This is a genomic window from Methanoregula sp., from assembly GCF_049686655.1.
Classification (GTDB): Archaea; Halobacteriota; Methanomicrobia; order Methanomicrobiales; family Methanospirillaceae; genus Methanoregula.
Genome location: NZ_JBAVIG010000019.1, coordinates 60,646 through 73,340, shown reverse-complemented (window position 1 = coordinate 73,340; position 12,695 = coordinate 60,646). Strand labels below are relative to the sequence as shown.

General features: G+C 53.9%; 11 protein-coding genes. 7 read left to right on the top strand and 4 right to left on the bottom strand.

The genetic code is table 11. From position 1 onward, the window contains the following. Positions 1-32 precede the first annotated feature (32 nt). A complete protein-coding gene (locus tag WBL42_RS02425) occupies positions 33-401 on the bottom strand; it encodes a hypothetical protein (RefSeq protein WP_424719672.1) in 369 nt (122 codons plus the stop codon). 146 nt (positions 402-547) lie between these two features. Between WBL42_RS02425 and WBL42_RS02420 the strand changes: the two genes are divergently transcribed. Both WBL42_RS02420 and WBL42_RS02415 read left to right on the top strand, forming a co-directional pair. Continuing rightward, complete coding sequence (locus WBL42_RS02420) at positions 548-2,011, top strand: glycosyltransferase family 39 protein (RefSeq protein ID WP_424719671.1); 1,464 nt, start codon at positions 548-550, stop codon at positions 2,009-2,011. A 131-nt stretch (positions 2,012-2,142) separates the two neighbouring features. Continuing rightward, complete coding sequence (locus tag WBL42_RS02415; RefSeq protein ID WP_424719670.1) at positions 2,143-2,541, top strand: hypothetical protein; 399 nt, start codon at positions 2,143-2,145, stop codon at positions 2,539-2,541. Between the two features lie 115 nt (positions 2,542-2,656). Here WBL42_RS02415 and uvrC read toward each other — a convergent pair whose 3' ends face one another. Together uvrC and WBL42_RS02405 are read right to left on the bottom strand one after the other, a co-directional pair. After that, the gene (gene uvrC / locus WBL42_RS02410; RefSeq protein WP_424719669.1) at positions 2,657-4,249 is read right to left on the bottom strand and encodes an excinuclease ABC subunit UvrC; all 1,593 of its coding nucleotides are present in this window, start codon (positions 4,247-4,249) and stop codon (positions 2,657-2,659) included. Positions 4,250-5,150: 901 nt separating this feature from the next. Further along, positions 5,151-6,341, bottom strand: coding sequence for a Kelch repeat-containing protein (locus WBL42_RS02405; RefSeq protein ID WP_424719668.1), 1,191 nt, complete (start codon positions 6,339-6,341; stop codon positions 5,151-5,153). Here WBL42_RS02405 and WBL42_RS02400 point away from each other — a divergent pair. After that, a complete protein-coding gene (locus WBL42_RS02400) occupies positions 6,316-6,543 on the top strand; it encodes a hypothetical protein (RefSeq protein WP_424719667.1) in 228 nt (75 codons plus the stop codon). The genes WBL42_RS02405 and WBL42_RS02400 overlap by 26 nt on opposite strands. 451 nt (positions 6,544-6,994) lie before the next feature. Here WBL42_RS02400 and WBL42_RS02395 read toward each other — a convergent pair whose 3' ends face one another. Next, positions 6,995-8,464, bottom strand: a complete 1,470-nt coding sequence (locus WBL42_RS02395; RefSeq protein WP_424719666.1) for an amino acid permease — start codon at positions 8,462-8,464, stop codon at positions 6,995-6,997. A gap of 145 nt (positions 8,465-8,609) precedes the next feature. Between WBL42_RS02395 and WBL42_RS02390 the strand changes: the two genes are divergently transcribed. From WBL42_RS02390 to WBL42_RS02375, 4 genes are all read left to right on the top strand, one after another. Continuing rightward, complete coding sequence (locus WBL42_RS02390) at positions 8,610-11,192, top strand: calcium-translocating P-type ATPase, PMCA-type (protein ID WP_424719665.1); 2,583 nt, start codon at positions 8,610-8,612, stop codon at positions 11,190-11,192. A gap of 44 nt (positions 11,193-11,236) precedes the next feature. After that, entirely contained in the window at positions 11,237-11,629 is a 393-nt protein-coding gene (locus WBL42_RS02385) for a cupredoxin domain-containing protein (RefSeq protein WP_424719664.1), read from the top strand. A gap of 243 nt (positions 11,630-11,872) precedes the next feature. After that, on the top strand, positions 11,873-12,079 hold the full coding sequence (locus WBL42_RS02380; RefSeq protein WP_424719663.1) for a hypothetical protein: 207 nt from the start codon (positions 11,873-11,875) through the stop codon (positions 12,077-12,079). A 55-nt stretch (positions 12,080-12,134) separates the two neighbouring features. Next, on the top strand, positions 12,135-12,695 hold the full coding sequence (locus tag WBL42_RS02375) for an acetate uptake transporter (protein ID WP_424719662.1): 561 nt from the start codon (positions 12,135-12,137) through the stop codon (positions 12,693-12,695).

Sequence of the window (12,695 nt, the reverse complement as noted above, 5' to 3'; positions counted from 1 at the left end):
AAAAGACCTGCCATGGGGGCAGGATTCCCTGATCAGGGCAAAAATTCCGCATCAGTCCGGTAATTTCCGGAACAATCGCCATCAAGAGTTGTATCAAACGTCCGGGATTCCCCTGGACTGAGCGCGCCGATATACAACATCTTTGCATCCCGGATTGATCCTGTTGTACTATCGATCAGGGTAAGGCTGAGACTGACAGCCTGCCGGGTCGAATTGCCGGAATTGTACGCATACCCCGATACATGTTCGTAACAACCAAGCCCGACCGAGAGATCGTCCCTGGACGCATAATGCGCATGAAGATCACCGGAAACGCTGTCCTGTACAACAGCATCCACGCAACCGGAGCCTAACACGAAGGCTGCGGTAAGAACGAGAACTACAATGCCATATTTTTCCATAGACCTGTATCCCGCCGGGAAAGCCGGCAGTACTATAGTGCTCAGGTAAGTCCCGCAACGATTCAATGGTTTCCATCCTGTTCATGCGGACGGGGGCGGATCAGCACCGTTTAATATTCCGGTAACTATGGTATTTTCAGGCATCCATGAAGCAGGGAAAAATCAGGAAGAACAGCTTTTCTGCGGCACATGAAGCGAAACCTTCCGGGGAAAAGATTCCTCAGCCAGACAACCTCCCGTGGCAGTCCCGCATAGGACGGTACGAGATCCCGCTCGTGTTCATCCTTGCATTTCTCATCTTCAACACCGTATCGCTGGTTACCATCACCAGCAGTGATGTCGCACCTGCAACATTCCTGCCTGCCGCCATCATACTTAACCATAATTTTTACTTTGATTTTGCAACCTCCCTCACATCAGATCCAGTCTTCCAGTATGCCTTCCTCTTTGAGAACGGGCACTATGTCTCGCTCTTCCCGGTAGTGACGCCCGTCCTTGTCACGCCGGTCTACTTCCTCTCGTACGCGATCTGTAATATCTTCAGCCTCCCGATAACACCGGAAGATTTTATTATCCTTGGAAAAACCTCGGCCACAATACTATCAGCCATTGCGACAGTGATTTTTTATTGCGCAGCAAAAGAACTCTTCCCGAAAAAAACCGCCGTCCTGACAACCTTTGTGTTTGCCATTGCAACGCCGACCTGGTCGATCAGCAGCCAGGCACTCTGGCAGACCGGTATGGTAGAACTCCTCCTGGTTTCACTGGTGTATCTCATCATCAGGAACCAGAGAGCTCCCCATATGTCAAATGTCGTCCTGATGGGGGTCCTTTCCGGGTTATTCTTCTTCAACCGCCCCCCGGACTCACTCCTTCTGATCCCGGTAATCGTGTATATTTTCCTGCACCAGAAAGCAAAAATTCCCCACTTCATAACAGGGATTGTGGCCGGAGGTCTGCCCTTCCTCCTGTATAATCTGTTCATTTTCGGGAATTTCCTCGGGGGTTACAAGGAAAATCTCGGGCGTTTCATCATCGGTCCCGGCTTCATCTGGAACTATGCCGGCCTGCTTATTGCCCCCAACGTCGGGATTCTCGTATTTGCCCCGGTACTTATCCTTTCAGTGATCGGCTTTCTCTGGTTGAAGGACATGAACAATCCCGATGCCCGGCAGGTGCTCCTCATCTTTGGACCGGTGATTGCCCTCCACATCCTGTTGTATAGTTTCTTTGATTCGTGGTATTCTGCATCGGGATTTTGTTTTGGTCCCCGTTACCTGACCGGATTAATTCCCGTTCTGTGCATGTATGTGGGGATTTTTTTTACCCGGGTATTCAGCCACAAAAGAAACTCGTATAGGGACCGGGGTATTCAGGCAGCAATTGCCGTGCTCATTGTCATCTCGGTAATAATCCAGGTCATCGGAGTTTTGTATTACCCCTATAATCCTGACAAGACCATGGATATCGACCGGGCGTGGAGTCTGACTAACTCTCTCATTGTGGAGAGTTATGTGACAGGGTCCCAGACTATGGAGAAGATTACGATCTATACGCTTCCTCCTCTCCCGCCACTCTTCAATTACCGGTTTGAACACGCTCGCGGATAAACCGGCATGTGTCTGACATTTACGGTAAACTGTAATTAAAAGAGAGAACGTGAATTTCCAGAGGGGGCCGCGGGCATACCTTCTCATGACAAAGGAATGTTAATACAATCAGGCACCGAACATTTAATCCTATGAAATATATACCAGCCACTATACCGCACTATGTGTGTACGCTCTGCCTCTGTGCTGTGCTTGTACTGACGGTTATAGCCTGCGGGTGTACCCAGCAACAGGCCTCTTCCACCCAGACCACATCCGGAGTGACGGTCACCAAGCCGGATGATTCCCATATCACTGTTGCGTTCGTGGGGGCTCCCGGAATGGATAACCTCCTCGAACTGGAGATCACAGTCACTGATAGCCAGGGTAAGAGTATCACCCTGCCAATCGGTAACCGGCTTGCAACGACTCCTGTCCAGATCCATGCCACCCACACGTTTACCGGATCCTACAGCGGGAAAACCCATGTTTTTATCACAGGATACTTTGCCGATGGCAGCAATCGTGTAGTCGTTGATCAGGATATCTGATTTAAACTCATTTTTTGGCGCAGGTTTTTTGTTGTTCATTCACGGAACTAAAATTACCTTTTCGTATTCCGCTGTATGGGATCAGGTCAATGATATTGCATAGCGTCCGGGATCGTTATTTTTTCTTAGACAATCCCTTTTTCTTTCCATCCCCGCCCGGGGCAGCGTTCTTCCGCAACAGCCGGTTGTATGCTATGGCGAACCGGTGTGCTTCATCCCGTATCTCCTGGATGAAGTGCAGGGCCATGCCTTTCTCATCAAGCCGTCGGGGGAGTGTCTCTCCCGGAACAAAGACTTCTTCTTCACGCTTGGCAATCGCAACAACAGGAATCGTGAGATCGAGTCCCCGGAGAGTCTCCTCAGCAGCAGAGAGCTGGCCCTTGCCACCATCGATGATGATCAGGTCGGGAAGTGCAGCATCCTCGCGAATGAGCCGGTTATATCGCCGTTTCACGATCTCAGCAATGGATGCAAAGTCATCAATCCCGGTCACGGTCTTGATCCTGAACCTCCGGTAATTCTTTTTGTCCGGAACACCGCTGCGGAACTGTACCATGGATCCAACCATCGCGGTGCCGGAAAGATGCGAGATATCAAAACATTCGATCACTTCAGGAAGATCCTCCAGATCGAGCGATACCTGGAGATCCTTCACTTTCAGTTCGTGTTTCAGGAACGCGTACTCAATGTTCTTCTCGACCAGTTCGAGCAGCTTCTTCTTCTCACCAATCCGTGGTACGGTTACGAGGACGGATTTTCCCTTGCGTTCCGCCAGGTACTCTGCCATGGCTTCGCCCACTTCAACCGGTACAATTAACTCTGAAGGGGGAGTCCGGTCAGCATAATACTGCACGAGGAACTCCTCGAAGAAATCCTCGCCATGGTCGAATGAATATTCCTGCTTACCGACGAGGAGCCCTTTTTCCACCGAGAAGACCATCAGGTAGACCTTATCATCGGAGACCGTGTAGGCGATCACGTCCTGGTCATTCTCTTTGGGCCGCTCCACATGCTGCCGTTCAGTAAGGTGGGAGATCGCGGTGATCTGGTTGCGAACAGCCAGTGCTTTTTCGAACTCCTGTCGCTCTGCAAACTCATACATCTCCTCGCGCAGGGAGACGAGCAGCTCGTTCGCTTTCCCTTTCAGCACTGCAGCTGCCCGCTCCACCTGTTTTCCGTAGTTTTCCTCGCTGATCCCACCGATACAAGGAGCGCTGCAGGTATGCATGTGGTGCCGGAGGCAGGCGCGTTTCGGCAGTTTCCTGCAGGATCGCAGGAGGAAGATGCGCTTGATCACCCGGATGAGCGAATCGCGCTCGGCTGCCGAGACGAACGGCCCGAAATACGCCGCATCACCCTTGGCACCCGTGCGCCGGGCGATGCCGATCCTGGGGAACGGTTCGCGGGTGAGTTCTATGTAGGCATACCGCTTCGCATCCTTGAGATCGATATTGTACTTCGGCTGGTGCTTCTTGATCAGGTTATTTTCCAGGAGGAGCGCCTCGGTCTCGGTATTGGTCACCATCACGCTGACACGTGCGATGGTTTCAACGAGGCGCCGGGTCTTGGGATCGTGATCCTTCTTCTGGAAGTAACTGCTCACCCGCTTCTTGAGGTTCTTTGCCTTGCCGACATAGATGATCGTGCCCTCCTTGTCGAGAAAGAGGTAGCAGCCGGGATTACCCGGCAGGGTGGCAGTATCGAACATCGCTGTACTAGCGTCTGGTGCGCCAGTTAATAAGGGATAGCGAAGGTGCAGGAATGGGATCTGTTTCCCCGTTTTTGATGGGTGCCCCCCAATACCCCCGGTTGCGATGAGTGCCACCATCCCCGCGGGGCACCCCCGCGACGAATCCGGACGGTTTAAAAAAATGCTCTGTAGAAATCATTTTTTTTCGAAGAGACGATGCCCCCCTCTTGCGCCACCAGTCCCCCGCGGGGGACGGGGCGCAGTGCGATGACCCGGGTCAAATGGCAGGTAATACGTCGTCATCGCAACTTGGGGATACCGTAGCGGCGGGGGCAAAGCCCCAAAGAGCGTCAGCGATTATGAGGTTTTCTACAGAGCAAAAAAAACAATGTTGATAAAAACTCTTCGCCCGGCCGTTCTTCGGAAAGGCCCTGAGGAGGGGATGCCTCGCTGATTGAAGACAGCAAATCCAAAAAATAATACCAATCCGGAAGATTCAGCGAGTCGTATAATCATCCGGTACACCCGGCGTTTTTAAAAAAATATCTGCCGTATGTTAGTAACTACCTATCAACAATAAAATATTTCTGGAAAAACAAACCTCAAATTGCTGTCAAAGTTGTATACATCTTCACGGACATCAGACACAAAGACCGGGATCACAAGATGCAGCGATTATACAAACGGGAGAACAGGAAGTTCATTCCGGTTACTTGGATGTGCCCGGACTGCGGGCAGATGCAGAGGAATTGATAATTTCTATCAGAAATTCCCCTTGCAGATTCTACGGTATCTGTATGGAAAACAGGTTCCGGTGCATCTTCGGGACTCTTTTAATACTGCGCAGGTATCGATTTCGACGGAGTCATTTTCTTTAAATCACGACAACGCACTGGAATCTCAGAAATTCATATGATACTCAATACGGAGTTATTCTCCGGAAAAAATCTGATATTATACGCCCGAGATCAAATGACTGATCCGGGGTTGGAGAGGGTATCAGCGGTTTAAGAACAATGACCGTTGATGCATTGGAATGGATAACGTGATAATTACCATCGTCCCCGGCATACATAACCGAAGTACCATTGAAGGTATACTTCCCGGGGTTCGTGGCGTTAATGGTATAGATGAGAATGCGCGTCTCATTGGGCAAAAGCATCTGGGGGATCGTGTATTGAATCTGCCCACTTAGTACCGGAAATTCCGGAAGAGGTTCATCCACAACTTCGATATCATGGATGGGAGTAAGACCGGAATTAGTAAGCGTAATGGTAACTTGAGCGTCAGTATTCTGCTTTATCACCTGCGGAGTTATTGTCTTTGAAATAAGAATACTGGAATTCTGGCTTATCCCCGATACTTCAAAATCTTCATTATTTCCGTATATGGACGATGATTGTGCCATTGCTGACCATTCATTGGGCATTAACCGCCATACGTCATTCCGGTATCTGCTGCCGTCATTGCCCCCCATCAGCACGATGCTCCCATCCGGCATTAAAAGGCTGCCCTGGCCCATCCTCCCTGTCCATCCGGCGCTCGGACTCTCTTCTGTCCACGTGGCGCCGTTATCCGTTGACCTCCACGTGTCATTCATAAAGACCTGATTATTATAGCCACCCGCGATGAGTACAATGCTGCCATCCGGCATCACCAGACTGCTGTGAAAATATCTTTTCGACCACCCGGCACTCGCGTTCACTTCGGTCCAAGTAATACCTTCATCCGTAGATCGCCATACGTCATTCAAATAACCCGGCCCAAAAGAAAAACCACCCGTCAATACGATACTGCCGTCCGGCATCACCACAGAGCCTTGGCCGTATCGTGGCGACCACCCGGCATGCAAATTCACCTGAGTCCACGTAGCGCCGTCATCCGTAGATCGCCACACATCATTTAACTGGGTATATCCTCCCGGTATCGTACCCCCGAAAACAATGATACTACGATCCGGCATCACAACACTGCCGGGTGATTGCCGGGGCGTCCAACCGGTATTTGCAGTCATCTCTGTCCACGTAGCGCCGTCATCCGTAGATCGCCACACATCATTTCTGGGAGTGCCGTCATCTCCACCTATGAGCACGATGCTGCCGTCCGGCATCGCTACGCTGCTTTGCAAACATCTTGCGGTCCAACCGGATCTCGCATTCATCTCCGTCCACGTGGCGCCATTATCCGTAGACCGCCACGTGTCATTCCTGGGGGTGCCGTCTACTCCACCCATGAGGACGATGCTGCCATCCGGCATCGTTACGCTGCTGAAATATTCTCGTGCCGACCACCCGGCACCGGGGGTCATCTGAGTCCAGCGTTCATCCGCACTCACGACAGAAACGCAGCAAATTAAAATTAATAATGACAGTCCCAGGATTATCCTGATTTTTGTCTTATTTTTTGTTATCACATCAACAACTCCCTCAATTAGCCTATTTTCAAAACGGTATAAACAAAAATCAACCCCGAGAAAAGTCGAATCAGGTTTATGCCTTCAATTTGAATTTGTAAATTTAATCCGAAGCTGACAATCCAACCCTAATAAAAATAGATTGCTTCATATAATATATATGATTTATTAATTGAAATTTCATATGTATAGATAGTAAGCAATATTTCAGTTTCCGGTGCACCTATGAGACTCTTTAAATACTGCGCTGGTCTCAATATCAACCTCGGAAAATTTTTGGAGATACTGATTGTCCCGACACAAGGATTTCTGCAGGACCGGCCATTTCTGATCTCCTGATCCCGCTGTAGTCAGCCCCCGCCTTTTTCACCTTCTTCCGTACCCCAGCACCCGAGACCGGCCGTATCCTCGTGGAGCCGGGAATGGTGCCTGCTGTAGGCAAAGTACACTACGAGCCCGATGGCGAGCCAGATCACGAACCTCATGTGGGTGACGAACGGGAGCATGACGATCAGGATCCCGCAGGAGATGATACAGAGCAGGGGTACCCACGGCACGAACGGGCACCGGAACGGCCGCTCGATATCCGGCCGTGTCCTGCGCAGCACGATCACACCGAGCGAGACGATGATGAACGCGGCAAGGGTTCCGATATTGACGAGCTCGGCGATCGTCTGGAGCGGGAGGAGGCTCGCGATGAGTGCCGTGACAAGGCCTACCAGCAGCGTGACTTTGACGGGCGTACGGTAGACCGGGTGGAGTTCCCGGAAGACACCCGGGAGCAGGCCGTCGCGGGACATGGCAAAGAAGATCCGGGTCTGGCCGTAGAGGAGCACGATCAGGACCGAGGTGATGCCGCAGATCGCACCGACTGAAACCAGGGCCGAACCCCAGCTGATCCCGATCTGGCCAAGGGCGAAGGCAACGGGTGCGCTGGTGTTTTTGAATGCAAGGTACGGGACGATGCCGGTCAGGACTGCCGAAACGGCAATGTACAGGACCGTGGCAACGACCAGCGAACTGAGGATCCCGATCGGTACGTTCCTCTGGGGGTCCCGGACTTCTTCTGCTGCAGTCGAGACCGCGTCAAACCCGATGTAGGCAAAGAAGACGATCGCCGCCCCGGTGACGACACCGGTCCAGCCATAGGGCATGAACGGCGTCCAGTTCGCGGGATTGATATGGGAGAATGCGAGGAAGAGGAAGAGCAGGATCACGCCGATCTTGACGAGGACGATCACGTTGTTCACCCGGGCGCTCTCTTTCACGCCGATGATCAGGAGGGCCGTGATCGCAAGGATGATCAGGATTGCGGGGAGGTTCACGAGCCCCCCGCTCGTGCCGGGGGGGTTGACAAGGCCTGGGGGTAGGATGATCCCGACCGCAGTGAGCAGGTTCACCATGTATCCGGACCACCCGACTGCTACCGCCGCGATAGAAACCGAATACTCAAGGATCAGGTCCCAGCCGATGATCCAGGCCCAGATCTCGCCAAGCGAAGCATACCCGTATGTATAGGCGCTTCCGGCAACCGGCACCATTGCGGCAAACTCCGCATAACTGAGCGCGGCAAAGGCACAGACGATACCGGAAATGATGAAGGAGACAACAAGCGCAGGGCCGGAATAATTCGCTGCCACTACGCCGGTGATAACGAAGATGCCGGTGCCGATGATCGCCCCGATCCCAAGGAGCGTCAGCTCGAAAGGGGAGAGTACTTTTTTCAGGCCGTGCGCTCCGCCGGTACATTCCATCAGTTTGGCAATCGGCTTGGTCTCAAAGATGATGGAATATTTCCGGAAAAAGGCCTGCACGTCCATGGATTCACCGGAGAATCATTGTTTATCAGGTTTAAAGGTGACGTTATTATGTTGTTCCCCGTGGATCCCGGGCCGTGACCGGATCCTGTATGGTTACCGTATTCTTACCGTCACCCGGTTCCTGGACAGACGACGAGCGCATCCCATGACTGACAAGACAGCTATCTCCTTTGAGGAACTGATCTCCCTTGCCGGAGCGTCAGGTCTCTCTTCGGAAAGGGTCGGGTCGCTCCGGCAGCAGTACGGGGCCAACGTAATGACCCCCCCGGCCCGGGAGCCGCTCTGGAAACAGTACCTGGAAAAATTTGACGACCCGGTCATAAGGATCCTGCTCATCGCCGTGGGCATTTCCGCTCTTGTTGCCATCATCAAAGGAACCGGGCTGCCCGATACCATCGGGATCGTCGCTGCCGTCTTCTTATCGACCGGGATTGCGTTTTTCAACGAGTACCGGAGCAGCCGTGAGTTCGATATTCTCAACGCCCGCCGGGACGACATGGCGATCCGGGTGGTCCGCGACGGCCATCCACAGCTCGTCCCGGCCCGGGATATTGTTACTGGCGACCTCGTCCTCCTCGAGGCCGGGGATGCAGTCCCGGCAGACGCATACGTATCTTCTTCGGATGAACTTACCCTGGACGAATCCTCCTTTACGGGAGAGAGCGAGCCGGTGAAACGGGATGCCCGTGACCGGGTCCTCAAAGGGACCTATGTCACTGCGGGGAAAGGGCAGGTGATCGCGTCAGCGGTCGGGGATACGGCGGAGATAGGCGTGATCGCGGCTTCTCTTGGGATCGATCATGCAACAGAGACACCGCTCGAGCAGAAACTCAGGGACCTGGCAGGCCTGATCAGCACATTCGGGTACATCATGGCAGTTCTCATCTGCAGTTCTCTCTTCATCCGTGGAATCTTTACCGGTGAGATCACCGGGTTTAACCTTGACTCGGCTGACAACCTTCTCCACTATTTTATGCTGGCAGTCGTCATCGTGGTTGCTGCAGTTCCTGAGGGGCTGCCCATGAGCGTTGCCCTCTCGCTCTCGCTTGCCATGCGGAAGATGACCCGGGCCAACTGCCTCGTGCGCCGGCTGATCGCATGCGAGACGATCGGGTCTGCAACAACGATTTGCACGGATAAGACCGGGACGCTCACGAAGAACCAGATGACGGTTGTCGAGTCCTCTGCCGGAATCCCGGCCCGGAGCAACGGCCTGCCCCGTACTCCCGCTGAATGGATCACCCTCAATGCCGCCGTGAACGGGACAGCCCATCTCGATATGCGGGAGGGAAAGACCACCGTCATCGGCAACTCCACAGAGGGAGCCCTGCTACGCTGGCTTGCTGCCCACCGGATTGATTACGGGCAGGTCCGGGCAGAGACGCCCGGTGCAAAACAGCACCTCTTTGATGGCAACCGGAAACGGATGTCAACAATCATCCGGATCGATGGCAGGTCATGGCTGCTCGTCAAGGGTGCACCGGAAATTCTTGCTGCACTCTGCACGGAAACCCCGGACCTTACCGGTGTCAGCGCCCTTGCCTCACGGGCCATGAGGACTATTGCCTTTGCCCACCGGGAGATCACGGGAGACGATGAGACCGAGACCGCGCTGGTCTGGGACGGGTACGTAGGCATACGCGACCCGCTCCGGGACAACATCGCCGCTTCGGTTGCCGCGTGCAGTTCTGCCGGCATCCGGGTCCGGATGGTGACCGGGGACAACCCTGATACCGCCCGGGCGATCGCCCGCGAGGCCGGGATCCTCGGGACCGGGACCGTGGTGCTGGGGGAGGCGTTCCGGTCGCTTTCACCGGGGGAGCAGGCAGAAGAATCACGCACCATCGATGTAATGGCCAGGGCCGGACCGCTCGATAAACTGCTGCTTGTCGAGGCGCTCCGGAAGAACGGGGACGTGGTAGCAGTAACCGGTGACGGCACGAACGATGCCCCGTCACTCAGGCATGCTGACGTGGGATTCGCGATGGGCATAGCAGGAACCGAAGTGGCACGGGAGGCGGGGGATATCATCCTGCTCGACGACTCGTTTGCTTCGATCGCCCGGGCAGTCTCATGGGGCCGTTCCCTCTACGAGAACATCCAGCGTTTCCTCCTCTTCCAGCTGACCATCAACTTCAGCGCCTGCCTGCTCGTATTCATCGTGCCGCTCCTTGGGTACCCGGAACCATTCACGATCATCCAGATCCTCTGGATCAATATCATCATGGACACGCTCGCTGCCTTCGCACTCTGCTCGGAGGCGCCCCACGAAGGACTGATGAACCGGAAGCCTGTCCCCCGCGACGCGACCATCGTCACGCCCTTCATGATCCTGTCGATTGTTGTGACCGGCACCTGTTTTGTCCTTGCCGGCATCCTCCAGGTGTCGACTGGGTTCCTTGGAGGCACTACCCCGGCGGGGATCGCCACGGTCTTCTTCTCGGCCTTCATCCTTGCTGCAGTATGGAACGGCGTGAACTGCCGGGCACTCGACGGGGAGATGCCCCCGTTCTTCGGCAACCCGCTGTTCTTCGCAATCATGGGAGGCGTGATCGCGATCCAGATCGCAATTGTACAATTCGGGGGTGCAGTTTTTGAGACCGTGCCGCTCTCTGCGGTCCAGTGGGCCATGATCATTATCCTTACTGCACCGGTCCTCGTGATCGGGTTCCTGCTCCGGGCCTCATTCCGGTTCTATAACCGGAAGATCTCAAGCGGGCCTGCATGATCCCGACCCAATGGTTTTTCTTCCCCCGCACTATTGATACCTGTATGACCTCCATTTCACGATTCCGTACTGTTTTTGTACTCCTTTCCCTGCTGGCTCTTGCAGTCGCAATCACCGGGTGTACTGCAAACCAGAATCCTGCCCCGCAGGGCGCAGGTCCTGCAACACCTGCTGCCGGGCCCGGGTCGGTATCGATCAATAACTTTGCTTTCAGTCCCCGGCAGGTTACGGTGAGCCAGGGGACAACCGTCACTTGGACAAACCAGGACAGTGTCGCGCACACGGTTGTTTCCGATGCCGGAGTTCCTGACGCATTCAGTTCGGATCCGCTCAGCCAGGGCAGCTCATTCACGTTCACGTTCACAAAACCCGGCACCTACACGTACCATTGCTCGATCCACCCGTCAATGACCGGTACCGTAACCGTGACGTCCTGAGCGGCATATGCCAGGGGCATAAGCCCGATTCACACATACATTTATTAATGAGGCCGTGAATATGGGGTTTGCCAAAACAAAAAGCATGGCAGATTCGGCTTGAGATCTGGTGCGCGTTAACGGAAAAACCGGCAGCTTCCGCCCATGAAATCCGGTAAGGAGCAGACTCCCTCCGGCGTTTATCAGATCGCATAAGATGTTTAAGGGGCAGAGGTTATCTCTTGAACCGGTTGTAAAGGAAACATGCGTAAGGTTTCCTGCATTCCCTGGCAATATACGGCAAAGAAAGTGGACGCTCTCGAAAAAAATCCGGGCGGCATGAAAGAAGTCCCGCGGGGGTCCGGAGTGGGAAGCCAGCCGTCACAAAGATGGACTTCGGACACGGGACGGGTCCGGTTGTCGTATGCACGGCTGCACACGCCGGGATCGGATGAGTCCCGGGAAATTTGAGGATAAGGGTGAACAGGATATGGAAAATTCGGTTGATCCGGTATTTAAGAATGAGATGAGAATTTCAGACACAACGGCAAACCCCGGTGCACTGGGCCTGCTGGCATTCGGTATGACAACGGTCATCCTGAACCTGCACAATGCGGGGCTCTTCGGCATGGGTTCCGTGGTCTTTGCCATGGGAATATTCTATGGCGGCATTGCCCAGATCATTGCAGGCATTATGGAATGGAAGAAGAACAATACGTTCGGCATGACCGCATTCATATCTTACGGTTCCTTCTGGATCGTACTGGTCTTCATGATCCTTATGCCGGCCCTGGGATGGAGCGATGCACTGCCTGCACAGGCTCTCGCAGCATATCTTGCATTATGGGGATTGTTCTCTCTCGTGATGTTTGTCATCACGTTCCGGCTCTCCAGGGCCCTCCAGGTCGTCTTCGGCCTCCTTGTCCTGCTCTTCCTGCTGCTTGTCGTGGGGATTTCTCTTGGCAGTGCAGTAATCGTCCAGATTGCCGGTATTGAGGGTATCATCTGCGGCCTCTCTGCAATGTACACGGGCCTCGGCGAAGTCATGAATGAAGTATACAAAGAGAAGATTGTCAGGTTAGGGTGA

Excerpts from the sequence above, each read along its gene's own strand:
- WBL42_RS02425 (WP_424719672.1), bottom strand. The coding sequence starts at position 401 with ATGGAAAAATATGGCATTGTAGTTCTCGTTCTTACCGCAGCCTTCGTG.
- WBL42_RS02420 (WP_424719671.1), top strand. The coding sequence starts at position 548 with ATGAAGCAGGGAAAAATCAGGAAGAACAGCTTTTCTGCGGCACATGAA.
- WBL42_RS02415 (WP_424719670.1), top strand. The coding sequence starts at position 2,143 with ATGAAATATATACCAGCCACTATACCGCACTATGTGTGTACGCTCTGC.
- uvrC (WP_424719669.1), bottom strand. The coding sequence starts at position 4,249 with ATGTTCGATACTGCCACCCTGCCGGGTAATCCCGGCTGCTACCTCTTT.
- WBL42_RS02400 (WP_424719667.1), top strand. The coding sequence starts at position 6,316 with ATGAGCACGATGCTGCCGTCCGGCATCGCTACGCTGCTTTGCAAACAT.
- WBL42_RS02405 (WP_424719668.1), bottom strand. The coding sequence starts at position 6,341 with ATGCCGGACGGCAGCATCGTGCTCATAGGTGGAGATGACGGCACTCCC.
- WBL42_RS02395 (WP_424719666.1), bottom strand. The coding sequence starts at position 8,464 with ATGGACGTGCAGGCCTTTTTCCGGAAATATTCCATCATCTTTGAGACC.
- WBL42_RS02390 (WP_424719665.1), top strand. The coding sequence starts at position 8,610 with ATGACTGACAAGACAGCTATCTCCTTTGAGGAACTGATCTCCCTTGCC.
- WBL42_RS02385 (WP_424719664.1), top strand. The coding sequence starts at position 11,237 with ATGACCTCCATTTCACGATTCCGTACTGTTTTTGTACTCCTTTCCCTG.
- WBL42_RS02380 (WP_424719663.1), top strand. The coding sequence starts at position 11,873 with ATGCGTAAGGTTTCCTGCATTCCCTGGCAATATACGGCAAAGAAAGTG.
- WBL42_RS02375 (WP_424719662.1), top strand. The coding sequence starts at position 12,135 with ATGAGAATTTCAGACACAACGGCAAACCCCGGTGCACTGGGCCTGCTG.